Source organism: Agrobacterium rosae, assembly GCF_002915175.1.
GTDB classification, from domain to species: Bacteria; Pseudomonadota; Alphaproteobacteria; order Rhizobiales; family Rhizobiaceae; genus Agrobacterium; species Agrobacterium rosae.
Window position 1 is genome coordinate 1 of sequence record NZ_NXEJ01000014.1, and the last position, 26,908, is coordinate 26,908.

Sequence of the window (26,908 nt, forward strand, 5' to 3'; positions counted from 1 at the left end):
ACTGGGCGGCTCTCCGCATTGGATGAACACATCGCCGGGAACACGCTTTATGGTTCAGTTCAGGCCGATCAAGACGGACCAATAACTGTCGGTATCAGAAACCGGACATCGGCCAGAATGTCCTCAATCATTGTGGCGACGACTACCTCATCCTCGACAGTCAGTATGCTCAGCGAAGAGTATGGAGGATCACGTCTGTGAGCTCTGAGCACCAAAAATTGACTCGAATGTTTTACGCGATTGATTTTAAAATATTGATCATAGTTTGATTCATAGATGTCGCGAGGTAAAGGCGCGTGAAGTCGTTCGCTGTCATTAGTCGTCCGTAGAGATAGCCCTGTCCTTCATCGCATGCGTATTGACGCATCAGGTCTTCCTGTTCGGCGGTCTCAATGCCTTCAGCAATGCCTTCTAGATCTAATCCCGTCGCAAGTCAGTAGGAGTGGCGTCCCGGGCTTAGGATATCCAGAATACAATGGCGGCCATCACAAATCTCATCAGTCTGACCAGCGCCTACAACGGTTGCAGATGCGTGAGCGACCCGGAGGGAAACTCAGGAAGGCCGACATCGGCAAGACCATCAGACAAATCGTCGAGGATCCCGACGCTCATCGCATCGAGATCATGCAGATGATGCCGGATGGGATGAAGGCGGTAGAAATAACTAAAACTAAAGCGAAATAGTTTTCGTATCCGTTGAATCTTCTACCTAGGGACGTCCCTCACTTGATCAGAAAGTTCGCAAACTCGTCTTTTGGCAACGCACGACTGAACAGCCACCCCTGTCCGAATTCGACCCCTTTACCCTGAGGTATTCCGCTTGTTCAGACCGCTCCACCCCCTCCGCGACGATGCGTGCTCCAAGCAATTTCGCCATTTCGATGATATGATGGATCACCATGCTTTTCGGTGATGAGATACCAATACTGTCAACGAACGATTTGTCGATCTTCAGAACATCAGACGAAAGCTGCTCGAGATGCTGGAGGCTACCCCTGAAAGCATATCGGGGTCTTCCGGCTCGTCTTTACAGCTATCAACCATCTTACGGGGTGAGGTCATCGGTCTGTGACGTCACGCCAGGGACGCGGATGGCATAACGCTGCTTCGTCGCCAGCCCTTGATACGACGATAGTCCGTCGCACCGGTTAAGATTACGCGCCTTACCCATTCAAGAATTTCAGCACGTTTTTCCTCCGGCAATAAGTTGAAGTCATCCGGCAGATGCCTTGCCAGACGTCGACGCTCTGCAGGAGATACATCGTCACCGACATCATATCCGACCCCGGCACGAGACTGATGCGGAAGCTTTTCCTTGAAATAACCAATTGGCAGTCGGTAGCGCCGCTCTATTCGATTGAGAATGTCCAGGTTGCCACACTGCGCGGCACCTTCGTTCCCTTCAACCAGCTCAACAAGGTCGTTGCTTCAAGAGCGTCACCGTCTCGGAATATGGCGCGATGCAAATGGTAATAGCTCTCACCGAAACGGTCGATATGGAATTGGAGAGCAGCCTGAAAAGATATCGGTTCCTCATAAGTCTCGAAAAGCGGTTCTGGTAACTCTTCGATGGGCTTGGGCTTCGGACCGGGCTTTGATCGATAACTGGTTTTTGCCGCGTCAGGCGTGCTTTTTTTTGAAAGACTTTTGCGCGGCTGCGTGTCTTTGTTGAATTGCAGGTGATTGAGGGCCTTCTATGGCTTGGCCCCGTGTCAGCGAGCCACCGTGATATCGCGTCAAAACCGTATTGGGCAATTCTCCTGAGTTCTGCTGATGTTTCCCAAGACCGAATGCGGGCGAAATTTCTCCCCAGTTGACGTGCCAGCCGAGCATTGGAGGTACACAAATTGCCTTCCTCATCATTCATGACCATCCTCTCGGCGCGTTTCAGCTAAATCAGTTCGGGTGATTGATTAGCGAGAGGCGGTGCCTGCGTAATTCTCGCCTACCTCGTGCCACCGAGTTTGGACCTATATTTTCAATCAGCCGTCAAGTGAATTTCAAATGGTCACATATTGACTTTCAGTTAGTCAATAATGCATTTTCAAACGGTCATTGAGAGGAATAAGGCCGTGATGCTCTATCCAAGACTCGTCGAGCAACGTGTTGCCGATGCCATGTTAGACACAAGGGTGATTATGATCGTCGGTCCCCGACAATCAGGAAAAACGACACTGGCAAAGAAGATAGCCAAAGAAACCATGGAGTATTACACTCTAGACAATGCGACCACTCTGGATGCAGCGCGACAGGATCCGGTTGGCTTCGTAAGGCGTATAGATCGCGCCGTCATCGATGAAATTCAACGCGCGCCCGAATTGTTGCTCGCAATCAAAGAAAGTGTGGATATCGACCAGCGCCCGGGACGGTTCCTCCTGACCGGTTCAGCTAATATTATGACGCTGCCACGTGTGGCGGACTCGCTCGCAGGACGCATGGAGGTCGTTCGATTGCTGCCGCTTGCGCAGAGCGAGATCAGAACCGCGGGCAGCAGCTTCCTGAGCGACGCCTTTCAAAATGAATCAAAGGTCGGAGAACCCGTCATCGGTGACGACTTGATTGCTGCGGTCCTTGCCGGTGGATATCCCGAGGCACTGAGCCGCAAAACGTTGAGCCGCAAACACGACTGGTATGCGGATTATATCCAAGCGATCGTTCAACGCGACGTTCGTGATGTTGCCCAAATCGAGCAGATTGCGCAAATGCCGCGCTTGCTGCGCATTCTAGCTGAGCATTCGGGACAACTCGTGAACTACTCCGGAATTGGCGCCCCCATCGGGATGAACCACGTCACAACCCAGAAATACGTCGGTATATTCGAGAGCCTGTTCCTCGCCCGAACCGTTCAACCTTGGTTTTCCAACAAACTAAAGCGCTTGACCAAAACCCCTAAAATACATTTCCTCGATTCTGGTCTGCTCGCATCTCTTCGTGACCTGTCTCTCGAGAGAATGCGGGACGACAGAAGGCAGTTCGGGGCGTTGCTCGAGACTTTCGTTTTTGGGGAGATACTCAAACTCGCCAGTGCCGCACATACACGATTTGAGTTTTCGCATTTTCGTGACAAGCAGCAGAATGAAGTCGATATTGTCGTTGAAGACAGGCGGGGGCGGATTGTCGGTATCGAGATAAAAGCCGCAGCATCCGTCACAAATTCCGATTTCTCTGGCTTACGAATTTTGGCCGAGGAATGCGGAGAGCGCTTCGTATCAGGCATGGTCCTTTACGACCACCACAAGGTAATTCCATTTGGAGAACGTTTATCGGCGGTTCCAATTTCGGCGTTGTGGCATTAGCGCCTGGGGATTCTCTCTAGGCTCCAGACGCGAGAGCGGTCCTGGAAGTCCGACGGCAAAAAAATAAGACTCAGGTTCGGTTCCCTTCAAGGGCAGCAATCGACAATTTGGGTTCATGCCACCGGCTTTCTTGGCCGAGACTTAGCGACGATTGGGCTGGGTTTCATTGGTCGACAGCGTCAGCCACGTAATTTGGCGAAAAACTTCAAAAAAAAATTTATATTGACGGTTATCTCCATTCGTTTTAGCGTTGAAACATCGTAATGATCATAACAAGGTTTCCAAGGCGATGAGCGCTCCCACTGCAGTTTCTGCTGCTCGTATCTTCGATGGTACTCGCTGGTGTGAAAACAGCGCGGTTCTGATCAGTGATGGACGGATTGATACTATTGTCGGGATCGATGAAGTTCCAAGAGGTTGTCGTCGGCAAGACTACGACGACCAGCTGATTGTCCCTGGCTTCATCGATCTGCAAGTCAATGGTGGAGGCGGGATTCGCTTTGGAGAGGAGACGTCGGCTGAGGCCATCCGCGCAATTACTGCGGCGCATGCTTGCTTCGGCACCACCAAGCTTCTCCCGACTCTCATCACGGACACGCCGGAGGTCACTATGCGAGCACTCGAAGGTGGGCGCGAGGCTCGCGCAAAGGGTATTCCCGGATTTCTTGGGCTGCACCTTGAGGGCCCCCATCTTTCCTTGGAACGGAAAGGTGCTCACAATCCGACGTTCATTCGTCCGATGACGGATTCGGACTTGCAGTTCATCTGTGGGTATCGCCAGGAGGGTGGGTTCATCCTCGCGACTGTCGCTCCAGAGAACGTGACGACAGAGCAGGTCGCGGCCCTTGCCAAGGAAGGTGTCGTCGTCAGCATCGGGCACAGCAACGCGTCCGCTGCGACCGTGAAGAGCTATTTCGATGCGGGTGCGTCAATGGTCACTCACCTGTTCAATGCGATGAGCCCGCTCGGCAACAGGGAACCGGGTATCGTTGGCGCTGCGCTGGATGATGGCCGTGTCCACGCGGGGCTGATCGCAGATGGGATCCACGTTGATCCAAAGACAATCAGCGTGGCACTCCGTGCCAAACTTTCACCCGGCCAGATTTTCCTAGTCACAGATGCCATGCAGACAATTGGTACCTCTCTCAAGAGATTTGAGCTCAATGGCAGGGTCATTCACCGATGTGCCGGGACGCTAACGCTAGATGATGGCACTCTTGCGGGTGCCGACGTTGATATGCTGACCAGCATCCGGTTTATCCATTTGGTTGTCGGCCTCTCGCTGGAGGCTGCGATTTCGCTGGCATCGAGTGCACCGGCAAGGGCTGCGGGCGTCGATGAATACTTCGGATCCTTGAAGCCGTCTTATATCGCCGATTTTGTTGTGCTCAGCCGCGAGCTGGAACATGTTGACACGTGGATTGATGGGAAGAAATTCATGCGTCCCTAGCGATTCAGGGACGCGGGGCAAGTCATTAGAGAACACAGGGGCAAAGCCTATGAGAGTGGCGACCAAATCCGACGTAGAGTTCATTGTAGCGGCCTACGCGTCTGCCTTTGCTTTTAGCCGTGACCGTACGACGGAGTATATTGAACAGACAGGTCTCTCGAACTTTCACGTCATCGAACACGCTGGCTCCCGCGCGGCGGTACTGGCTTTGATAGAAACAGGCCACTGGTTTAGTGGGAAAATAGTTCCTGCCTGTAACATCGCACATGTCGCCATCAGCCCCGAGTACCGCGGGCTCGGCATTGCCGGAACGATCCTGGACTTCGCAGCGTCGGAGGCCATCAGACGCGGCGCTATGGTCGCAAGCCTCTTTGCATCAACGCGGCCACTTTACCGAAAGTCTGGCTTTGAACTGGCTGGCTCCGAAATCGTCTACGAGGCCGACACCCGCGAGCTCTACAAGATTAAAGGTCAAATTCAATGCCGTCGCGTAGAAATGGCGCAGGCCCGGGAGATTATTAAACCGATCTACGCGCAGCATTGCCGGACAGAGGCGGGCGTCCTCGATCGCAACGAGGCTCACTGGAACGTGCTGCTGCAATCGTCTGGCGATGAGCTTGCAACATATGTCTTCGAAGATAACGGGCACGATATCGGGTATATTGTGCTGGACACCGGCAATCCGGAGGGTCTTGTGCTGCGCGACTGGGCTGCTCTCTCTGGAATAACCGCACGGCAGATACTGAAATTCCTCGGCACATTCTCAACGGTCTATCCTCGTGTCCGATGGCACGGAGCGCCTCAAGACGCGCTGACATTCGAAATGCCCGACAAGGGGTGGCGTCTTGTCCATCAGGAAGAGTTCCTAATGCGGATCCTCTCGCCAAAGCTCGCGCTTGCTGCACGGGGCTATGAGTGCTCATCTGGACGATTGAGGATTGACGTTGTTGAACCTTCACAGAAGCACTCGCTTCTTCTGACCGTCGATAGCGGCATCGGTACCTGTGAGGAGGATGCGTTAGGCTCCGCAGATATCACGATCGAACTTGCGCAGTTCGCAACCCTTTACTCTGGGTTCCGCAACGCGCAATTTCTTGCCAAAGCGGGATGGATTTCAGGAGAACCCGCGGCGATAAAGCAGTGCTGCAATATCTTCTCCGGACCGACCCCTTGGGTTGGTGAGCACTTTTAAGGAATAGACAGTTGGATCCAACTCACCACATGGCCCTGATTGCCAGCATCCGCTCTCGCGCGCCGAACATGACCCGGGCGTTGCAGCGTGTCGCCAACCATGCCTTGGAGGATCCCAAGTCTGTCCTTTACAAGAGTATCACTGAGCTCGCCGAGGATTCACGGTCATCAGAAGCCAGTGTCATGCGCTTCTGCCGGGAGCTGGGATTTGCCGGCTTCCAGAACTTCAAGCTTGCTTTAGCTCAGGAACTTGCAACTCAGGAGCAGCCCAGTGCGAGTAGTGGGCAAGGCGACACGGTCAACGACCTGATCGAAACCGCTAGAACCGCTCTCAGCGAAACAGAAAGGCTGCTTGATCGCCGAACCATCGAGACAGTCGCAAATGAACTCCTGGGTGCCAGCCACATCGAAATTTTTGGCGTCGCAGCGTCCGCTATCACAGCGCAATATCTCGAGTACAAGCTCGCACGTCTCGGTCTTCAATCCCATATTCCTCGAGACGCCCATCTTGCGACGATGGCGGCGGCAACATCCAGTTCGAAAGATGTTTTCTTCCTGATTTCGAACTCTGGATCGACGCTGGACACTGTCAAGATCGCGCAACTCGCTCATGCCCGTGGAGCGCGTGTCGTGGGGATAACCAGCCGCATTAAAAGCCCTCTGGCGGCGGTTTGCGACTTCATTTTACTCGCTTCTTGGCCTGAAACGCCCCTTACCGGTGGTGCCTATCCGTCGAAGATCAGTGAGTTGCTCATCGTTGACGCGATCGTGTCGTACATCACGAAGGCAGCGCCGGAACGTGTTGATATTATTCGGGAAACTGCTCAAAGCGTTACCGACCGAAGCGTATAGTTCGCAAACCATCTGACACCTAAAACGACAGATGAATTGCTGATTTTTGTTTTGACGAAAATTTTCATCCAAAGAAAAATATTGACGAATATCGCCATTTCTCTTAGCGTTATCTCAACAAGAAGCAGGAACTAAGCGATGGTGAATATACGGCAAGCAGCTCACGCGTGCCTCTCGAGCGGTACGCTGTTGCTATCGTTGTTGTTGGTTCCGCCATCACCCGCCCCGACGTGATTAAACGCCGATTTGCAAACGCCGTAGACGCTCTGCGGTTTGAGCCCGAGGACAACGGAGAAATGAAATGAGCAGTAAATTCCGCATCGCAGTTATTGGCGCTGGGTTCATGGGTTCCATGCATGCGCAGATATTTGCGAACGAACCGAGAGCCGAGCTTGTTGCAGTCGTCGACGAGAACGTCGATCGCGCGACACAGCTTGCCAAGGAGCTTGGAAGTCACGTCAAGGCCTATGCGTCGCACTTGGACCTTCTTGCTGCCGAAGAACTCGACCTCGTCAGTATTTGCACGCCGGACCACCTGCATCTCGAGCCTGCGCTTTCAATTGCTGCAAAGGGCATCAACCTGTTTGTGGAGAAGCCGATCGCTTCCACGATCGAAGATGCGCAAAAGATTGTCGATGCGTGCAAAGCAAACAACGTCAAGCTCGGCATTGGCTATCTGTTACGTTTCGACCCCCGCTATTACAAGGCTCGCGAGCTGATCACTTCGGGTCAGATCGGTGTTCCCATCCACATCTACGCGCGCCGCAACAGCGCCCGGACAGAAGGTCCGAAACGGTATGCAGGCACTCTTCCGCTCGCACTGCACGTTACGGTTCACGACGTTGACATGGTGCTTTGGATGCTGGAAGGGCAGACGCCTGTCAGCGTCTACGCACAACAGACGGACATTCTGCTGGGCTCAATCGGCACCCAGGACACGATCGCGGGGATTGTTCGCTTCTCTGGCGGAACAGTTGTCAACTTCGAAAGCGCCTGGTCGCTGCCCGGTGGCGCGCGCCACATGATCGACGCCCGCATGGAGCTGATCGGAACCGAGGGCTCGTTTGAGGTCCAATGCGGAGATAGCGGCCTCTATTTTGCCGACAACCAGACATCACGTGAAATCGATACCCAGCATTGGCCGATCATCGGCGGGCGCGTTGGAGGGGACCTCAAGATCCAGCTCGCCAGCGTCCTGGAATGGCTTGATGGCGGACCGTCGAACGTTGCGAGCGGCGAAGAAGCCATACGCTCGCTCGAACTCACGCGTGCTCTCATCCAGTCTGCTGAGACTGGAGAAGTGGTCAAGCTCTGACTTGATATCGACTAGTCAATTCAACGCAACTCATGAAAATCATAAAAGGGGAATAACGTGAAAAGACGCCATCTACTTGCTTTGACTCTTGCTCTTTCGGCCTCGGCCGCTGTCCCGGCCTTTTCGCAAGACGCAGCCCAGCCATACGCCGGAATCCAGCTGTCGGTACTGATGGAAGGCCATCCAACGACTGACGGGATCCAGGCCTTGCTTCCGGAATTCACTAAGGAAACTGGCATTGAGGTCCAGCTCGAAGTGGTGCCGGAGTCCGATATAACCGCCAAGATGCTCTTAGAGTTTTCCTCCGGCTCTGGTCGATATGATCTCGTCGAGAACAATATAATTTACATTCCCGGCTTCGTTCAGGCCGGCTACATCGATCCGCTCGACGATCTCGCCAATAAGCTGCCAAGGTATCTCGACAAGGCCGACTTCGTTCCAGGATACCTCAACACCAGTATCGCCGACGGGAAGCTCTACGGCCTTCCGGTATATGGCGAGAGCACCTTTCTGATGTATCGGAAGGATCTGTTTGAAAAGTATGGCCTGCAACCGCCAAAAACGTTCGACGACGTGACTACCGCTGCAAAGACAATCAAGGAAAAGTCGGACGGTAAGATTGTCGGCATCACCATGCGTGGCAAGCAGGGCATTGAGAACGTCTACGTCTGGGCTGGTTGGCTGTGGGGTTACGGTGCAGAGTTCATTTCCAAGGATGGCAAATCGGCACTCGGTACCGAAGAGGCAGCGAAGTCGCTCGATGCCTACGCAAATATTCTGCGTAACTACGGGCCCGTCGGCGTTGCGAATTTCGGCTGGGAAGAAAACCGTGTTCTTTTCCAGCAGGGCAAGGCTGGTATGACTATGGACGCCACCGTCAACGGCGCGTTCAACGAAGATCCTTCGGTATCGTCGGTCGTCGGAAAGGTTGGCTACGTGCCTGTTCCCGCGCAGAGCGACAATCTCAAAGGCGGTTCTTCATCTCTTGCCGTCCACAGCCTCTACGTTACATCCGCGTCGCAACAAAAGGAAGCCGCGTGGCTTTTTGCATCGTGGGCGACCGCCAAGCAGCAGCAGATCAAGTCCTTCGACCTTGCTCCGAATTCGGGTGTTACGTCCCAGGGCGCCATGAATTCCGATGAATTCAACAAGCGATACGGTACCTTCAAAGAAGCGATGCTCGCCTCGATCGCCAGAGGCAATCCGCAATATCTGCCAACTGTCCAGGCCGCAAACGAAATCATCAACAACGCTGGTATCGCTGTCTCCAAGGCCATAGCCGGAACAGCTTCCGCCAAGGATGCGCTCGCTGAGGCAAACACGGCAAACGAAGCCGCATTGGCCCGATAGCAATCCGTAGCCACGCCCGGTCGATGCCAGGCGTGGCACCAATAAAAGGGGATCGTGTCGTGTACAGGGACGCAACCAAGCTTTTTTACCAACCCGTGATCGCGTTTTTTGGCGCTGTTTCGGTAGTCATCACGATCTACGTACTGTGGTTGACATTGCATAACATAAACCTACTGCGGCCCGGAGCCCAGCAGTTCATCGGTTTCGACAACTACATCCGGTTGCTGTTCGACTCGCGTGGTCTAAGCGCACTGTGGCGAACCGTTCTGTTTACGATCTGCGCCACCGCCATCGAGCTGGTCCTGGGGCTTGCCATCGCGCTGCTGCTCGACAAAGAATTCTTTGGCAAGAAGATTGCGCGCGCCATCATGCTCGTGCCGATCGTCATGACCCCGATTGTTGTCGGTTTGACCTGGCGCTTCATGTTCGATCCTTCGAGCGGCATGGCCAATTATGTTCTTTCGCTGGTCAATCTTGGACCGATCGACTGGCTCGGCAATCCAAGCGTCGCACTATACTCAGTGATGATTGCAGATGTTTGGCAATGGACACCGTTTGTGGTCCTACTGACCATGGCGTCGCTAGAATCCCTGCCAGGAGACCCACAAAATGCGGCCCGCGTTGACGGAGCCCGCGAGTGGCAGGTGCTCTGGTACATCACGCTCCCTGCGCTGCAGCGTGCCTTGCTTGTCGTGGCCCTGATTCGCGGCATCGACAGCGTCAAGACCTTTGATATTTTCTATATCATGACACGTGGGGGGCCGGCCCTGTCGACCGAAACACTCAATCTCTACGGCTATATTTCAGCTTTCACCAACTTCGACATTTCCTATTCTCTCACCATCGCGATGGTGCTGACAATTTTCACGAATGTCGCCCTGCTTCTGCTTTACAATCTGGCCTTCAAGGCTCAGGCGAGGGGAGCCGCATGATGCGTAAACTGGTGTTTTATGTCGCGATCGCGATCCTCCTCGTTGCAGTTCTCTTCCCGCTCTATTGGGTTGTCGTAACGTCGATCAAGTCAACCAAGGATGCTTTCGCAATCCCGCCTGTCTGGTTCTTCGAACCAACCTGGGAGAACTACCAGCGCATTCTCAACAATGGGTCATTCGTCCGGGCGTTCTTCAACAGCGTGATTGTCTCCTTCAGCGCCAGTGTCATCTCAGTTGGAATTGGAGCGCTGGTAGCCTACGGCCTCGTCGCACAAGAGGAGCCAGTGAGACGAAAGAATGAGAAGTTCGTGCTCAGCCTGCGTATCGCGCCACCCCTTATTTTTATCATCCCTACCTACTTCCTCGCCGCACAACTCAAGCTGTTGAATAACCACTGGGTGATCATCGCTGTCTACGCATTCATCAACGTGCCGTTCGCCATCTCGCTCCTCATCACATTCTTCGAGGATATTCCGCGGGAATTGCGTGACGCTGCGAAGGTTGACGGAGCTCGAGAATTTACGATTTTCTGGAACGTGTTCTTGCCCGTGGCCAAGGGTGGCATCGTTGCAACCCTTATTCTCAACGTCCTTTTCACCTGGAATGAATTCTTCGTCGCTCTGGTCCTGACCGGTCGTGACACCCAGACGCTGCCCGTAAGCATCACCTCGTTCCTGACGTTCCAAGGCGTCCAGTGGGGCCCTCTTACGGCGGCTGCCACCCTCGTTATGCTGCCGATGCTGGTGCTTGGCATGCTCGTTCAAGGACAAGTCGTGCGCGGCATGTCGCTCGGTAGTATCAAAGGATGATCGGCATGACCCCAACAAACAAAAGCTCTCTGTCTCTTCAGAAAATCACCAAAGCTTACGGGGACTATACCGTCCTAAAAGGCATCGACGTCGAAGTTTCGGAGGGAGAGTTTATCGTTCTCCTTGGACCGTCGGGGTGCGGGAAGTCGACCTTGCTCCACGCTATTGCCGGTCTGCATCCAATTGATTCAGGTCAGATCTTCATTGAGGGTCGACAGGTTACGAATATTCCGACACGCGAGCGCGATATCGCGATGGTGTTTCAGTCCTATGCACTCTATCCAAACATGTCGGTCGCGCAGAATATCGGTTTCCCGCTTCGTATGCGGAGATTATCGAAAGAAGCGATTGCCGAGAAGGTCGCCGATGTGGCTCGTCTTTTGCAGATCGAGCCCTTGCTTCAACGCAAGCCTCGCGAACTGTCCGGTGGTCAGCGTCAACGTGTTGCCATCGGACGCGCCCTCGTGCGCGACCCAAAGGTCTTTCTCTTCGATGAACCGCTCTCCAATCTCGACGCAACTCTACGCGTCGAGACGCGTGCCGAAATCAAGCGTCTGCACGAGCGTATCGGCAAGACGATGGTCTATGTGACCCACGACCAAATCGAGGCCATGACACTGGCGACCCGGATCGTGGTTATGAACAAGGGCGACATCCAGCAGATCGGAACCCCTTTTGAGGTTTACCATAAGCCCGCAAATACCTTCGTTGCGAGATTTGTCGGCTCCCCATCCATGCAGTTCATGACCGGAACGTTGACCACTGCTGCCGAGGGCGTGAGTTTCAGCGATGGAAAAGACTGGACGCTTTCGCTGCCCTTCAACGAGTTACCGCTAGAAAGAGGCGACGAGATTATTCTCGGTGTCCGTCCCGAGCACATCAAACTCGTTGGCCCCGATCAAGAGGGGCACGAAGCCCTCGTTGATCTGGTCGAATCCACAGGACCTGAAGACAACGTCATCCTCTCCGTCAATGGCCAGAAAGTCACCGCACGCCTAGAAACAGGCAGTACGAAGGCTGGACAGACGGTGAGAGTGCAGATCGCCACCGATAAGGTCTCGCTGTTCGACGCGGCGAACGGAAAACGACTTAACTAAACGGAATACCCATGAAGATCATCATCAAGGACACGGCTGCGGATGCCTCCACGGCTGTTGCGGATATGCTTTTGCGGCAAATTTCCGACAAGCCCGACAGCGTTCTCGGCCTCCCGACAGGCGGAACACCGCTTCCCGTCTACGCTTATCTGGCCGAGGAGTTCGCCGGTGGACGCGGATCCTATGGCGGGCTCACCACATTCAATCTCGACGAGTATCTCGGCCTATCATCCGAAGACCCGGCTTCCTACGCGTTCTATATGCGCAAGAATTTCTTTTGGCATGTCGATATCGATCCCGCCCATGCACATATCCCCGACGGTTCGGCGAAAGACGCCGATGCGGAAGCCAGGCGATACGACGCCCTGATCGCCGAGACCGGCGGTATTGACGTCATGCTGCTTGGTCTCGGCCGGAACGCTCATATCGGCTTCAACGAGCCGGGCTCTAGCCATGAGTCACGAACTCGCCGCGTTGCACTGGCCCAGTCGACGATTGAAGCGAATGCCGCCTATTTCGCGTCGGACAAAACACAGCCATCGCACGCCATAACAATGGGAATCGGTACTATCCTCGAAAGCCGTCGGATCATCGTTCTTGCGACCGGCGCCGAGAAATCGAGTGCGGTCGCGGCCAGCGTCAAGGGGCCTGTCTCGGCGGATGTTCCTGGGTCTGCTCTCTTGAGGCACACCAACACTACCTTCGTATTGGACAAAGCAGCGGCGCAGAAACTGGAGCGCGCGCAAGTATCGGAGCTTGGAGCATGACACGCGAAGATGCCGACAACCACGCAAGCGGTCTGAAAGACACGCTCAAGAACGCTCTGATTGTCTCATGTCAGCCTGTTCCTGGCGGTGCCATGGATGATAGCCAGTTTGTGGTGGCATTTGCGCTTGCGGCCATGGCCTCCGGCGCATCTGCGCTTCGCATTGAGTCTGCACGCTATGTGGCGGCCGTGCGTGCCGCCACCGACGCCCCGGTCATCGGCCTGATAAAGCGGGATCTTGCCGACAGTCCGGTCCGGATCACGCCATTCCTTCACGACGTCGCCGCACTTGCAGAAGCTGGTGCCGACATCATCGCTTTCGATGCAACGGACCGCATTCGCCCCGTCAGCCTTGAAGATCTGGCTCAGGCCGTCCGTGATGCCGGTAAGCTGTCAATGGCGGATTGTAGCTGCATCGATGATGCTCGCCGCGCTCTTGCCGCCGGGGTCGATTTCGTAGGTTCAACGATGTCGGGCTATACAGGAGGCCCGGAGCCGGTCGATCCCGATATCGTACTTGTCGCAGCGCTGCGAGAGCTGACCCCGCATGTGATTGCGGAAGGGCGAATTCGCACCCTTGAACAGGCCCAGGCTGCGGCGCGGGCAGGGGCCGCGTGCGTCGTTGTCGGATCCGCAATTACCAGGACGGAACATGTAACGGCCTGGTTTCGTGAGGCCCTTGATGAGATCTACTCGCCCGCGCCCGTCGTTCTGGCAGTTGACCTTGGCGGGACAAAAATCATGGCCTCGCTTGTTCAGAGCGATCAAGTTCTCGACAGCCTCACGTTCGCAACCGATCGCAACGGGGGGCCCGAAGGATGGCTCGCTTCAATCGCCGAAGCTGTGAAGCCTTGGGCCGGGCGTTATACCTCTGCCGGTATTGCGGTCACCGGTGCAGTCCGCCACGGACACTGGCGCGCCATGAACAAGGCAACTCTCGGCATTGAGGGGGAATTCCCATTGGAGGCGCGAGCAAAGGACCTCCTCGGGCTGCCGGTCATGGTCGTCAACGATGCACAGGCTGCTGCCTGGGGCGAGTTCAAAGCGAAGGCAGATCAGTCCGATCTCGTGTTCATCACTGTTTCTACGGGACTTGGCGGTGGCATCGTTTCTGGCGGCCATCTTCTACGCGGCGTCGCCGGCCACTTCGGACAGATGCGCGGATCGTCCGGATCCGATCTCCCGCTCGAAAGTCAGATCTGCGGTCCATGGATCGCAGCCGAAGCAAAGCGTCTGGGCCATGAATGCGATCCCAAGGCAGTTTTCGAAGCGGCCCAATCAGGCCAAGACTGGGCAAACGGGATCGTCAACGGCGTTGCCAAACGGTTTGCTCTTCTTTGCTGCGACATTCAGCTTTCGATCGATCCAGCGCGGATCGTTGTTGGCGGCGGTGTGGGGCTGGCCACCGGATTTCTGGAAAAAGTGAGAGCGGAAATTATAGCGCTTGCGCCATCAGCAATACCATACGTGGAAGCGGCAACCCTGGGATCGAAAGCTGGGATTATTGGAATAGCAGATTTGGCAATCGCACAATAAGCCAAGCGATCTGGAAGGATAATTTGAGGCTTGGAGTTACAAAAGGTTGAGTGGCCATCCAAGCATAAAATTTGAGGACATTCACTCCAATAGAAAATATTGACCGCCGCAATCCTTATATTTGTCAATGGTGTGGCATGTTGGCGATCCTTGTTCCGACGGTTCACATCTGTTCAAGGCAGGCAGGTAGAACCGCCGTCAAGGCTTGGTCAGTCTGCGGTTAAGCTATCGCGCCTATGAGAGTTGGAGATACTCGCTTGAGTTGGGACACCACCGTTTGAGCTGTCCCAAGGATTTGCCGCTTTCCCCAGGAAAGTTGATTTTAATTATCATATTTGTTGATTGTCACAAATTCAGTTCTTATAGGTCGGGTTGGCGAACATACCGCTCGGCGACCTTCCTCGCTGCTCCCCTTCATCTGTGACCTTCCGGATCACTACCGAAATCTGCCGCTTGCCGAAGAGGATAGGGCAATGAATTTTTCTTTCGACCATTTCCCGAGTCGCAATCTTCTAACCTCCACAATACTCGCTGGTGCGATGACTACAGGTTTCGCGCCTTGCATCGCATCTGCGCAGGATGCCGCTGGCGGTGCGACACAACTTGAGACAATCATTATACAAGGCTCCGGAAGGACGATCAGTGAGGACAATGATACCATCGTTCCAACACGCGCCGTCTCGGCCTCAAAAACCGACACGCCGTTGGTGGAGACACCGCGGTCGATTTCTGTTGTCACACGGAAGGAAATGGAACAGCGCGGCGCGACTGACATGGTTCAAGCAACGCGGTACAGTTCTGGGGTGAGTACGGGTGGTTTCGGCTACGACCCGCGATTTGACCAGATTACTATTCGAGGGATCGAAACAACTGAGAGCGGTGATTTCCGGGACGGATTGCGCCAGCCCGTGATGAACTACGGTGCTTTCACGACCGAGATTTACACGCTCGACCGTGTTGAAGTTATGAAAGGTCCTGTCTCAGTCATGTACGGAGCTGCGAGCGCTGCCGGCATCGTCAACAAGATTTCCAAGCTTCCTCTAAAGGATGCGCATCACGAGATCGAGGTTCAGTACGGCACCATTGGGCGCAAGCAGGCGGCGTTCGATTTTGGTGGACCAGTCGGCGAAAGCGACGAACTGTTCTACCGCGTCGTTGGTCTCGTTCGTCAAGGGGAGAGCAACTACGACATCCAGGATGACCGCTACCTGCTACAGCCATCATTCACATGGGAACCGACCGAGGCGACCAAATTCACAATCTACGGCCTGGCTCAGGATACCGAAACTGAATCGAGTGCTTGGACTTTCGAGAACGACGGAAAAATTTATCGCGTCAGCGACCCGGATTACGACTACCAGAAGGTTCGGCAGTATCAGCTGGGCTATCAGTTGGAGCATGAATTTGATAATGGCCTTACGTTTAGACAAAACGCACGAGCGAGCGATCTTGAACTGAGGGCGCGATATGCAGACCGTCGAACCATGTTCAGCGCTCCCGCCGATCCTTGGCCCACTGCAGCTGTAACTGACAAAGTGCGCGCCTATCAGATTGATAACCAGTTTCAGGCCAAATTCGATACCGGCGCCATTTCCCATACGCTCCTCGCGGGATTAGATTCTACCAGTGTAAATTCGGATTTCGCCGACGGATATGGTTCGACGCTCCCAGCTGATATCGGCTCCGCACTATCTCCCGCACTAACGGGCTTCACCAGTAACGATCTCCGCCAGACGGGACTTTACGCGCAAGAGCAGGCGGAAATCGGAAATTGGCGTTTCGTCGGCGGCCTGCGCTACGACTGGCTGCATCAGGAAACACGGGACAAAGTCGCTGCGACAGGTGCCCAGAAAGATGACGGCGCTCTGTCCGGACAGGTTGGGCTCCTCTATCTCTTCGACAATGGCCTTGCTCCCTATGTGAGCTACGGAACCTCCTTTGTGCCCTCGACGCAGCGTTCCGCGAATGGTGGCGTGCTTGATCCTACGAAAGGCCGCCAAATTGAAGCCGGGATAAAATATCAGCCCGATGGTGAAAATTATTCTCTCAGCACTTCGGTCTATAAGCTGGTCGAAACAGGCAAGCCACAATATGCGGGCTATTCCGCTCCGCTCTTTCTCTATGAAAATTCGGGTGAAAATACCTTCACCGGCTTTGAGGTCGAAGGCCGCACTACGTTTGACAACGGTATCAGTCTGATCGCTGCCTACACCTATACCCATGGAGAAATTACGGGAAATCTCGACAGCTCCATCATTGGTAACACGCCGACAACGACGCCCCGGCATATGGCTTCGTTGTGGGCCAATTACACCGTAGCGGAAGATCTGATTATCGGTGGTTTCAGCATCGGTGGTGGAATACGTGCAACAAGCGAATCCTTTACCGATGACATCAATACGGCCAAGAATGCCGGCGCAGTCTATTTTGATGCTTCGCTCTCCTATGATTTCGGCGTGAAGTCGCCTGACCTGAAAGGTCTTTCGCTTGCCGTGAGCGCAACAAACCTTGCAGGCCGTCAAGAGCAGGTTTGCAATGGGGGGTACTGCTACTTCGGCCAGGGCCGCACGGTTTTAGGTTCGCTGAAGTATAAGTGGTGACGGGGTCAACCACAGCATTAACCAATCGATGCGGTCACCCTAAAGATAACACTCAGGCCGGAACGAATGCTTAGAGATCGATCAAATGGTGCCCATGAAAAACCCAGAGCGAGATGAGCATGACTGAAGAGCGATATGCGTTGCCCGGAACCCTTCACTTCGACCTAGAACCATCAACGGGCCGCGAACCGTATCGTATATTCTTGTATATGCCCGCAGGAGACCCGCCTGCCGAGGGATGGCCCCTTCTCGTCATGACCGATGGCAATGCGACCTTCCCGTTTGCGGTTGCCAGTCTGGTGACGCAAGCGCCTTATCCCACTGGAACCAATGTCGGTTGGGGCGTCATCGCGGCAATTGGATATCCGTCCGACGAACCCTATGATGCGTTGCGAAGGGCGTGGGACCTAGGTCCTCCGCCGGTCAAATCCTATTCGCCTTATTTCGAAGGTGGTCCACCGGTCCGTATTGGTGGGACAGGGGAACTCCTCGACTTCATCGAAAAACAACTGTTGCCTCTGCTTGCCGATCGGCTGCCAATCAATAGGGAGCGTCGATCGCTTTTCGGGCATTCTTTTGGCGGTCTTTTCACGCTCTACGCTCTTTTTGAACGTCCAGACCTCTTTGCCAACTGGATTGCCGCGAGCCCGACTATCTATTGGGAAGGCAGTGAAATCCATAACAATGAGGCCAACCGCAAGAGTATAGGACGTTCGACTTTCCTGCATCTTTCGGCCGGTGAACATGAGGGCGATGAACTAGCGCCCTTTCAGTACCAAAACGAAGATGCAGCATCGCGCCTGGACAAGCGGAAAGCTGAACGGACTGTGGCATTGGCCAAGGAGATGGCAGAACGATTGAATAGCGTTGACGGCATTCGCACGCAGTTCGAAGTTTTTGCAGGGCAGACCCACATGTCCGTCGTCGGACCGGCCGTCAATCGTGCCGTCGGCATTGCCTTTGAAGTGATAGCTACGAATGCGTGACAAGCACCTTCGTTTTCGCCGTTCCGTTTAATGTTGATAGAGGAGGTGACGTGGTCTCGGTACAGCTAGCTCAGAAGGGGCCTGACACAATGCGAGCGTTTGCAATCAACAACGTCGGTCTTATGATCGACGAGCGCGCAATCCTGTCAAATGTCAGTCTCGATTTTCCGGCAGGAGAGGTCGTGGCTTTAGTCGGTCACAATGGATCGGGCAAATCCAGCCTCTTGAAAATTCTTGCACGGCAGATCACGCCGACCGCAGGATCGATTACCTATAATGGTCGAGACTTGGCGCAATATCATAGCCGCGACTTTGCGCGGTCCGTCGCCTATCTGCCTCAGGATCTTGGGACTGGATCGGACATGACGATCCGGGAACTCGTCGGTTGCGGGCGATATCCTTGGCACGGCGCTCTTGGCCGGTTCTCTGCTCTCGACAAGGAAAAGGTGGAGGCGGCCATTGTCGCAACGCATATCGAGGCTTTTGCCGAACGTGTGGTCGGAACACTCTCCGGTGGCGAACGACAGCGGGCCTGGATTGCCATGCTGATCGCGCAGGATGCCGGATGTCTGCTGCTGGATGAGCCGACCGCGGCGCTGGATATCGCCCATCAGGTCGAGGTGCTCTCTCTGGTGCGCCAGTTGGCACGCGAGCATGGGCGCAGCGTCATTGTCGTGCTGCACGACATCAACATGGCCGCTCGCTTCTGCGACCGAATTCACGCGCTGAAAGGCGGGCGAGTGGTGGCAAGCGGGACGCCGGGGGAAATTCTGCTGCCGAAAACACTCCATGCCATCTACGGGATCGACATGGATGTGGTTTCCGTTCCGCACCTGCCATATCCGCTGGCCTATGCGTGCTGAGGTTTGCTCCCAGATGACGATTTCACGACGCGTTTTTCTGCACTCCATCGTGACTGCCAGTCTGTTGATCCCGGCACCATTACGGGCGCAGGTAGCCGGAAAAAGGGTGGTTAGCCTCGATTATGGACTGACATCCACGCTACTGTCGCTTGGCGTGATCCCCGTTGGAATATCCGACCTTGCCGACTGGGGCAGGTGGGTTGTCGATCCCGTCGTGCCACATTCGGTCGTCGATATCGGCAGCTCCTACGAAGTCGATTTTGAACGTCTCATACAGTTGAAGCCGGATGTTATCCTCACGACACCTTATCTGGATGAACTGCTGCCCAAGCTTCAACCGATTGCAAAAATTCTCCGGATGGAGATCTTCACGCCAGATACGGGCCAAATTTTGCCAGCGGCCATGGCGGCGACGAGAAAACTGGCGGCCGAACTCGGGCGTGCACATGAAGGGGAACAATTTCTCGCACGTTCCGATGCTTTCTTCAATAAATGCCGCGAACGGCTGGGAGGAGTAGCGGTTCCGCCGGTCGCGCTGGTGAGCTTTATGGATGCGCGACATGTCCGTGTCTATTCGGCTCCTGGTCTGTTCCACAACGCGCTTGAGCGCATTGGCATACGCAACGCCTGGACACGGCAGTCGAACTATTGGGGCTTCGAGACGATCGGCATAGAGGAGCTTTCAGTGATAACCCAAACGGACGCAAGGCTGATCGCATTCGATCCTGTTCCGCCAGACGTCCTGCCGAAACTCGCCGAGAGCCCCTTGTGGCAAGCGCTGCCATTCGCACGGCCCGGTCAGTTCTCGGTCGTTCCGCCAGCACTTATGTTCGGCATGGTGAACGAGGCTGTTCGGTTCGCAGGTCTGGTAACCGATCTACTGGAACAAGACGCATGAACGGAATTCAGCGTGATAATCTTGGACCAGCCGTTGTGTCTGTGATGTTGCTCTGCGGCGGGTGTTTAGCATCATGGCTTCTGGTGCAGCCGGCACTTTCGGAAGCAACATTACACAACTATGACATTCAGCGCATGGTGCTCTACTATTCGACCTTGCCTCGTCTCGCCACGGCGGTGCTTGCCGGAGGTGCGCTCGCATTGTCCGGGGCCCTCTTCCAGCAGGTTTTGCGAAATCCACTGGCTGATCCAACGACGCTGGGCGTATCGGCTGGTGCCAATCTTGCACTGATTCTGGTGTCGCTTTTTATCCCTGGCCTTCTCGGTGCCGGCCGGGACGTCGTCGCCTTGTTGGGAAGTTCGGTCGCTGCTGCAATCGTCGTGGGTTTTGGCGCGCGCCGGGGCTTTTCTCCTTATTCTCTCGTTCTTGCGGGCCTTGTGCTGAGCCTCTGGTGCGGCGGACTTGCGGCGATCTTGACGTATCTCAATCAGCGATATCTCGCGAGCCTCTTCATCTGGGGTGCCGGTTCATTATCGCAGCAGAGCTGGGTGATCCCCTTGTCACTCAGCTGGAAGATTGCCGTCATCGCTTTAATCTGCGCACTTGTGATGCGGCCGCTGTCGCTGCTTGATCTGGGAGAAAGCAGTTCGGCAGCACTTGGGGTGAGGCTGGTCCGCCTTCGCATTGTTGTTGTCGGCTGTGCGGTAACGCTTGCTGCTTTTGTCACAAGCGCTGTTGGCGTCATTGGCTTCATCGGGCTGGTCGCTCCCACACTTGCAAGGCTTACCGGCGCACGTCGGCCCATGCAGTTGATCATATGGTCACCCATTATCGGTGCTGGCCTACTTCTGCTTGCCGATTCCGTCCTGCAACTCACTGCAGGAGGGCTTGGCGATTTTCTACCGACTGGCGCAGTCACGGCAATTTTCGGTTCGCCGTTGCTTCTGGCACTGCTACCGCGGTTGAAAATTCGCCATAGACTTCAGCCGGTTGTATCTCGCCCGCGACCAAGAAAATGGAATACAAAATCTCTGGCAGTCGTCGCTTTTACCGGCATCTTGGTTCTTCTGATTGTCAGCCTTTTTGTTGGCCGAGGGCCGGCTGGAGGCTGGACATTCCTTTCTGGGGAATACGTCGATGATATTCTTGCGATCCGCGCGCCAAAAGTGTTCGCGGCGCTCGCGTCCGGCGCGATGCTTGGCGTGGCTGGATCGATCCTCCAGAGATTGACCGGTAATGAGATGGCGAGCCCTGAAGTTTTAGGAATCAGCGCGGGTGCGACCTTTGGGGTGGCCATCGCGCTGTTTGTCATTGCCCCTGGTTTTTCCGGTCAGTTCGTCTTTGCTGTTGGCGGTGCCGTCTCCGTTCTTACCGTTATTCTGTTAAGTTCGAGACAGTCCAATTTCGCTCCGGAACGCATTCTGCTGGCAGGCATTGCGCTCAGCGCGATGGTTGATGCGGTCGTCGGCATACTGAGTTCGACGGGAGACCCGAGAGCGGTCCTGCTGATGCGCTGGATGAGCGGCTCAACATATTTGGTCTCAGGCACGACCGCTGCGGCAGAAGTGGCCATCGGAGCCGTATTGATTGCAGCCGCTTTGGGTGCGCGCCGCTGGTTGAACATCCTCCCGCTTGGGCCAGCGACGTCAACTGCCGTTGGTATGCCTTTGGCAAAATCAAGATTGGCGCTATTTGGGCTCGCCGGACTTATGACCGCAGCCGCGACGCTGACCGTCGGTCCATTGTCCTTCGTGGGTCTCATGGGTCCCCATCTTGCCAGGGAGGCGGGTGTCACGCGAGCCCTGCCACAGATGATAGGTGCCGCCGTCATCGGCGGCGGGCTGATGGTCGCAGCGGATTTTATCGGTCGCACGATAGCCGCTCCTTACCAAATCCCCGCAGGCCTCGTCTCCGCTCTCGTCGGAGCCCCGTTCTTAATGTTTTTGCTGAGCAGGAGGTAATTTATGACCAGATGCGATTTCACGGGTGGTCGAGGGTTCGTAATTGTTCAAGAGCTCCACACCCAGTCTTTGATCTCCGGCAAATCGTCAAAATGCTCGCGGATGTAATCGTGGTGTGTTGCGAGCGTGTCGGTGCAATATGTCAGCAGGTCAGCGCCATCGATCAGCATTTTTGGAACGTACCGCAGAACGTCCAGACATAGATGCAGGCGGCTGATCTTGTTTAGAACCACCATGTCGAACGGCGTGGTGGTTGTTCCTTCTTCGAGGTAGCCACGCACATGGAAGCGGTCGTGCGCTTCACGGCCATGCAAGAGATCGTGGATGACGCCCGGATATCCGTGGAATGTGAAGATGACGGGTGCCGTTGTCGTGAATATCTCTGCAAATTCGATGTCGCTCATGCCATGGGGGTGCTTGTTTGCGGGACATAGACGCATCAGATCGACAACATTGACGATGCGAACTTTCAATCCCGCAGTTTTTTGACGGAGCAACCATGCCGCGGCAATCGTTTCCTGTGTCGGGATATCGCCTGCACAGGCCAGAACGACGTCCGGCTCATCGGGTTCATTACTGTACATATCCCAGATGCCAGCACCTTTCGCGCAGTGTTCGCGAGCCTCATCCATCGTCAGCCATTGCAACTGCGGTTGCTTGTCGATGACGATGAGATTGAGATAGTTACGACTGCGGAAACAGTGGTCAGCGACGGACAGAAGGCAATTGGCATCTGGCGGAAGATAAACACGGGCAACCGCTGGTTTGCGGTGGATAATGGTGTTGATGAAGCCGGGTCCCTGATGGCTGAAGCCATTGTGGTCATTCCGCCAGCAGGTCGATGTCAGGAGATAGTTCAGCGACGGGATGTCGGCGCGCCAGGGGACATGTTTTGCATGTTCCATCCACTTGCCATGCTGCATCGACATTGAATCGACGATCATGGCGAAGGCTTCATAGGTTGCAAAGAGGCCATGGCGGCCTGTCAGCGTATATCCTTCCAGCCATCCGTGGCAGCAGTGTTCGCTCAACACCTCCATGACACGACCATCATGGGAGACGTGGTCATCGCCCGGCAAGATCTCGCTCACCAAGCATCGATCGGTCACTTCGAAGATTGCTCCAAGCCGGTTGGAGTTGGTTTCGTCGGGACAAAACAGACGAAAGGTGTGCGGGTTCTTGATGTGAATATCGCGAAGATAGTCTCCGAGGCCCGCCGTAGACCCCATCCGCTCCGTGGCGCGTTGCTCCAATTGGACGGCATAGGACCTGTAATCCGGTAGATCGAGAGGCTTTGTCAGCGTGCCGCCATTGGCATGCGGGTTTGACCCCATGCGCGACGTCCCCTCGGGAGAAAGATTTGCGTATTCTGCGCGGAACGTTCCGTTGCCATCAAACAGCTCTTCCGGTCTATAGCTGCGCATCCAGTCTTCCAGAATGGTGAGATGCTCTGGGTTTGTCCGAACCTCAGATACAGGCACCTGGTGGGCTCGAAACGTGCCCTCGATGGGAATGCCGTCAACGACCTTGGGTCCGGTCCAGCCTTTTGGCGTGCGCAGGACGATCATTGGCCAGCGAGGTCTAGTGCTTGCGCTGCCATTGCGCGCCGATGATTGGATCGCGCGGATTTTCAAGACAGCGCGCTCGACCACGCCGGCGAAAAGCTGATGGACGACCACGGGCACGTCACCCTCGACGAAATAGGGCTCGTAGCCTTGGCCCTCGAAAAACTTCCGCAAGTCTTCATCGCTATGACGCGCAAGGACTGTTGGACCGGCGATTTTGTAGCCGTTGAGGTGCAGGATCGGGAGAACTGCTCCGTCGCGTGCTGCGTTGATGAAGTCGATGCTTTTCCAGCTGCCAGCCAGTGGACCGGTTTCCGCCTCGCCATCGCCGACCACAGCAACGACAAGAAGGTCAGGATTATCCATGACCGCTCCGAAGGCGTGGACCAGAACATAACCGAGTTCCCCGCCCTCGTGGATCGAGCCGGGTGTGGGAACGCTGACATGGCTGGGTATGCCGCCGGGTGTCGAAAACTGCCGGAACAGGCGCAGCAGACCGGCTTCGTCCTGTGTTACGTCAGGGTAAAACTCAGTGTAGCTTTTTTCAAGATAGACGTTTGCAATCAGGGCAGGGCCACCATGGCCGGGGCCAGCCATGTAAATAGTGTTAAGGTCGAATTTCTTGATCAGGCGGTTCATGTGAGCGTAGATCAAATTCAGGCCTGGGGACGTACCCCAATGCCCCAGCAGCCTCGGCTTGATATGCTCGACTTTTAGAGGCTCGCGTAGAAGTGGGTTCGCTGAAAGGTAAATTTGCCCCACATTCAGATAGTTAGCTGCCCTCCACCACGCATCGATCTTGTGAAGTTCCTCACCACTGAGTGGCTGCGCCGTCTGATTGAGATGATCCATAGTTGCTCCTGTGGCATCTGGTTTTGCGGCTTGAAAACGGAAACCAAGAGGTTTGTCGTGCGCGTGGAAACGTGGCTGCTTGGCGTCTAGCCTAAAGGCCTGGCCCAGTTCGCCCTCAGTGCTTTCAGCAAGCCGAAGGCATCGTCTGCAATCACCTGCTCTTCATCCGTCGCAATCACAAAGACCTTGATCCTGCTGTCCGTGCTGCTGATGAGCTGGGCGTTCGCCGCATTCGCCTCAAAATCGATGTCGAGACCGAGCCAGCCGAGATGCGAAGAGATGGCTGCCCTGATCGATGGTTGATTTTCACCTACTCCAGCGGTGAACACGAAGGCGTCTATTCCGCCCAGAGTGTTGACGATCCGTGCGGTCTCACCAGCGGTGCGAAACGCAAACAGGTCGATGGCCTCTGTTGCCTCACGGAGATCACTTTCAAGAAGGACGCGGCTGTCCGAACTGATCCCTGAAACGCCCAGGAGGCCGCTTTCGTGATATAAGAGATGCTCTAGCTCTGCCGGGGTGCGGTTCTTTTCAGTGAGCAGATAAAGCAGGACGCCGGGATCCAGCGCGCCACAGCGCGTGGCCATCGGTATGCCGTCCAGCGTCGAAAACCCCATGCTGACATCGCGGCTCAGGCCACCATCCATCCCGCAGAGGCTGGAGCCGCTACCAAGATGGGCGATAACGACTTTTGCATGCGCTATCTCTGGTGCCACTCGGGCCAACTCCCGGGCAATGAATGAATAGGATAAGCCGTGAAATCCGAAACGCTTTATGCCCTGGTCATGCAGGGCACGGGGCAGGGCGTATCGTTTCACAAGCGCAGAGTTGGTGTTGTGGAACGATGTATCGAAAGATGTGGTCTGGAACATGTTTGGATGCAGTTGCAACACCGCGTCAATCAGCTCAAGGCTGTGCTGCTGGTGGAGAGGAGCCTGAGGAAGCAGGCTCTCCACTGATGTCCGCACCGAGTTGTTCATCGCCACTGCACCGTGGAAAAGGTCGCCTCCATGCACCATGCGGTGGCCGACCGCTGCGATATGTGAGATATCGATATGGGAAGCCAGACTTGTAAAAACGGCTTCAACAATAGCGTTGGGATGCGGTTCGCCGCCGTGCTCAAATGCGATCTCGGATGTCCCTGAACCCTCAATATGGAATCTTAAAGACTTTCCCTGAAAATCGATTGTGCCATTGCCGATCCTTTCGGGAGTGCCGGTTACCAGGCTAAAGAGACCCATTTTGATGGACGACGAACCAGCGTTGAATGTCAGGAGTTTTCCGTCGTTCGATCGCAGACCTTGACGACGGTGATCAGACGGCTCAAGCATCTGATCATCCTAATCGTTTCTCGCGCAGCGGCCAGACAGGGTCTCAATCTCCACGCTGAAAAAGACGGGCAGAGATGCAGGTTTGGGAGGCTCAACTCCGGCTGGTTTATATGCACCGGGTTCCCACCAGTCGTTTTTCTTTTGGAGGAGTGACCAAGCATACATATGCTCTCCGTGCCACTTTTCGTCATCGGGCAACTCTTGGTAACGTCCCTCGACCAGAACGCTTTGCCACTCCTGTTTTGTCTCTACATGATCCAGTTGCAGACAGACATGCGGGTCGGCGCGCAGGCTATCAATCTTCTTGCCCGGCATCGAGAAAGCGTAAAGCATACCACCACGATAAATGTACTGGAGCGGCACGATATAGGGTTTGCCGGCCGCTATGCAGCCCAAGTGGCATATACTGTTGGCTTCGAGCATGGCCCGGCATTCAGGCGTCGTCATCTCTTGCACGTTCATGTGGCAATCCTGACGAAAGCTACGAGCAACATCCGGAGGAGAGCTGCTGAGCGAAGACCGGTATGCGCCTTTTAATTGTAGTTCGCAATCATAAGTTTTCATTGGAGGAGGCGCAATCGATGCTCGATCAATGGGGCGCAATGCTGACATCCCAGCCATTTAACGGGAAACGCCGAGACCGGACGAGGTGCCATGGCGGTATTCCAGAGGAATACAGTGTCCCGCGACACCACTGAAACGCACGATCATGAAACTGCCGATGGCTGCTTAGAGCCGGTCTCTACCTCGGACATTCATCGCCGATATGCCAGCTTATCGATTGAAGTACCAGTTGCACTGCCAGTCAGCGATCGGCCCCACTCCAGCCTTCCCAGAGGCTCAGTAGTTGCCTGGACTGAAAATTTAAAGCCGGTATGATTTATAGAACCAAGGGATCGACGGTTCCTATTCCTTCAGTGTGATGGCAGAATCATAACTGCCGACGTCGATCCACGTGACGCACTGTTTCCAAAGCCTTTTCGGCCATTTCTACGAGGCGTGCATCACCGTAATAATCTCGATGCCCTGCCGAACCCGATAAGGGATGATATAGGAATGTCGGACAATACAACTTCGCGCGTGCCGGTTATGCGACCGATACGACCAGCGGCTGGTAGCTCTGCCAACATATCAACGAGGCTACAATCCGTGCAACGGCCCTTGCAGCGGCATCTGGGTCTTCATGCTCAATGTACGCACCAATTTCGTCAAGACGCTGCAACGCCCGCACTGTCCAGCGAATGCGCCTCTGCTTCAT

21 protein-coding genes and 1 pseudogene are annotated in these 26,908 nt (G+C 55.0%); 17 read left to right on the forward strand and 5 right to left on the reverse strand.

Features of this window, described 5'->3' with window-relative positions; genetic code table 11:
- Nucleotides 1-201, forward strand: a 201-nt coding sequence (locus CPJ18_RS27065) for a hypothetical protein (protein WP_206780942.1), incomplete at its 5' end; no start/stop codon positions are given.
- A gap of 529 nt (nucleotides 202-730) precedes the next feature.
- On the opposite strand, the gene CPJ18_RS25620 is transcribed toward CPJ18_RS27065, so the two are convergent.
- Nucleotides 731-955 (reverse strand): EAL domain-containing protein, encoded by a 225-nt coding sequence (locus CPJ18_RS25620; RefSeq protein WP_246670419.1) that lies wholly within the window; start codon nucleotides 953-955, stop codon nucleotides 731-733.
- A 1,117-nt stretch (nucleotides 956-2,072) separates the two neighbouring features.
- On the opposite strand from CPJ18_RS25620, the gene CPJ18_RS25630 reads away from it, so the two are divergent.
- The 16 genes from CPJ18_RS25630 to fhuB all read left to right on the forward strand — a co-directional run bounded on the left by CPJ18_RS25630 (nucleotide 2,073) and on the right by fhuB (nucleotide 21,902).
- Nucleotides 2,073-3,296 carry an ATP-binding protein gene (locus CPJ18_RS25630; protein ID WP_103660421.1) on the forward strand — a complete coding sequence of 408 codons (1,224 nt, stop codon included), beginning with the start codon at nucleotides 2,073-2,075 and terminating at the stop codon, nucleotides 3,294-3,296.
- Between the two features lie 289 nt (nucleotides 3,297-3,585).
- Nucleotides 3,586-4,746 carry an N-acetylglucosamine-6-phosphate deacetylase gene (nagA, locus tag CPJ18_RS25635; protein WP_103660422.1) on the forward strand — a complete coding sequence of 387 codons (1,161 nt, stop codon included), beginning with the start codon at nucleotides 3,586-3,588 and terminating at the stop codon, nucleotides 4,744-4,746.
- Nucleotides 4,747-4,795: 49 nt separating this feature from the next.
- Complete coding sequence (locus CPJ18_RS25640; protein ID WP_103660391.1) at nucleotides 4,796-5,938, forward strand: GNAT family N-acetyltransferase; 1,143 nt, start codon at nucleotides 4,796-4,798, stop codon at nucleotides 5,936-5,938.
- Nucleotides 5,939-5,967: 29 nt separating this feature from the next.
- The gene (locus CPJ18_RS25645) at nucleotides 5,968-6,789 is read left to right on the forward strand and encodes a MurR/RpiR family transcriptional regulator (protein ID WP_103660392.1); all 822 of its coding nucleotides are present in this window, start codon (nucleotides 5,968-5,970) and stop codon (nucleotides 6,787-6,789) included.
- A 301-nt stretch (nucleotides 6,790-7,090) separates the two neighbouring features.
- The gene (locus CPJ18_RS25650) at nucleotides 7,091-8,104 is read left to right on the forward strand and encodes a Gfo/Idh/MocA family protein (RefSeq protein WP_103660393.1); all 1,014 of its coding nucleotides are present in this window, start codon (nucleotides 7,091-7,093) and stop codon (nucleotides 8,102-8,104) included.
- 57 nt (nucleotides 8,105-8,161) lie between these two features.
- Nucleotides 8,162-9,454 carry an ABC transporter substrate-binding protein gene (locus CPJ18_RS25655; protein WP_103660394.1) on the forward strand — a complete coding sequence of 431 codons (1,293 nt, stop codon included), beginning with the start codon at nucleotides 8,162-8,164 and terminating at the stop codon, nucleotides 9,452-9,454.
- Nucleotides 9,455-9,513: 59 nt separating this feature from the next.
- On the forward strand, nucleotides 9,514-10,386 hold the full coding sequence (locus CPJ18_RS25660; protein ID WP_103660423.1) for a carbohydrate ABC transporter permease: 873 nt from the start codon (nucleotides 9,514-9,516) through the stop codon (nucleotides 10,384-10,386).
- The gene (locus tag CPJ18_RS25665) at nucleotides 10,386-11,195 is read left to right on the forward strand and encodes a carbohydrate ABC transporter permease (protein WP_103660424.1); all 810 of its coding nucleotides are present in this window, start codon (nucleotides 10,386-10,388) and stop codon (nucleotides 11,193-11,195) included. The genes CPJ18_RS25660 and CPJ18_RS25665 overlap by 1 nt, the downstream gene beginning before the upstream one ends.
- Nucleotides 11,192-12,292 (forward strand): ABC transporter ATP-binding protein, encoded by a 1,101-nt coding sequence (locus CPJ18_RS25670; protein ID WP_103660395.1) that lies wholly within the window; start codon nucleotides 11,192-11,194, stop codon nucleotides 12,290-12,292. Before CPJ18_RS25665 ends, CPJ18_RS25670 begins: the two co-directional genes overlap by 4 nt.
- Nucleotides 12,293-12,303: 11 nt before the next feature.
- Nucleotides 12,304-13,059, forward strand: a complete 756-nt coding sequence (gene nagB, locus CPJ18_RS25675) for a glucosamine-6-phosphate deaminase (protein WP_103660396.1) — start codon at nucleotides 12,304-12,306, stop codon at nucleotides 13,057-13,059.
- Nucleotides 13,056-14,594, forward strand: a complete 1,539-nt coding sequence (locus CPJ18_RS25680) for a putative N-acetylmannosamine-6-phosphate 2-epimerase (protein WP_103660397.1) — start codon at nucleotides 13,056-13,058, stop codon at nucleotides 14,592-14,594. The genes nagB and CPJ18_RS25680 overlap by 4 nt, the downstream gene beginning before the upstream one ends.
- A 473-nt stretch (nucleotides 14,595-15,067) precedes the next feature.
- Entirely contained in the window at nucleotides 15,068-17,194 is a 2,127-nt protein-coding gene (locus CPJ18_RS25685) for a TonB-dependent siderophore receptor (RefSeq protein WP_103660398.1), read from the forward strand.
- A gap of 119 nt (nucleotides 17,195-17,313) precedes the next feature.
- A complete protein-coding gene (locus tag CPJ18_RS25690) occupies nucleotides 17,314-18,180 on the forward strand; it encodes an alpha/beta hydrolase (RefSeq protein ID WP_103660425.1) in 867 nt (288 codons plus the stop codon).
- An 89-nt stretch (nucleotides 18,181-18,269) separates the two neighbouring features.
- Nucleotides 18,270-19,043, forward strand: a complete 774-nt coding sequence (locus CPJ18_RS25695; protein WP_245445503.1) for an ABC transporter ATP-binding protein — start codon at nucleotides 18,270-18,272, stop codon at nucleotides 19,041-19,043.
- Nucleotides 19,044-19,056: 13 nt separating this feature from the next.
- Entirely contained in the window at nucleotides 19,057-19,941 is an 885-nt protein-coding gene (locus tag CPJ18_RS25700; protein WP_103660426.1) for an iron-siderophore ABC transporter substrate-binding protein, read from the forward strand.
- Entirely contained in the window at nucleotides 19,938-21,902 is a 1,965-nt protein-coding gene (fhuB, locus tag CPJ18_RS25705; RefSeq protein WP_103660400.1) for a Fe(3+)-hydroxamate ABC transporter permease FhuB, read from the forward strand. Before CPJ18_RS25700 ends, fhuB begins: the two co-directional genes overlap by 4 nt.
- Nucleotides 21,903-21,949: 47 nt before the next feature.
- Here the strand turns inward: fhuB and CPJ18_RS25710 are convergent, their stop codons facing one another.
- The 4 genes and pseudogenes from CPJ18_RS25710 to CPJ18_RS25725 all read right to left on the reverse strand — a co-directional run bounded on the left by CPJ18_RS25710 (nucleotide 21,950) and on the right by CPJ18_RS25725 (nucleotide 26,908).
- A complete protein-coding gene (locus CPJ18_RS25710; RefSeq protein WP_103660401.1) occupies nucleotides 21,950-24,319 on the reverse strand; it encodes a phosphoketolase family protein in 2,370 nt (789 codons plus the stop codon).
- 86 nt (nucleotides 24,320-24,405) lie between these two features.
- Nucleotides 24,406-25,650, reverse strand: coding sequence for an acetate/propionate family kinase (locus tag CPJ18_RS25715; protein ID WP_103660402.1), 1,245 nt, complete (start codon nucleotides 25,648-25,650; stop codon nucleotides 24,406-24,408).
- 9 nt (nucleotides 25,651-25,659) lie between these two features.
- Complete coding sequence (locus CPJ18_RS25720) at nucleotides 25,660-26,112, reverse strand: pyridoxamine 5'-phosphate oxidase family protein (protein WP_103660403.1); 453 nt, start codon at nucleotides 26,110-26,112, stop codon at nucleotides 25,660-25,662.
- 528 nt (nucleotides 26,113-26,640) lie between these two features.
- A pseudogene (locus CPJ18_RS25725) lies at nucleotides 26,641-26,908 on the reverse strand (type II toxin-antitoxin system RelE/ParE family toxin).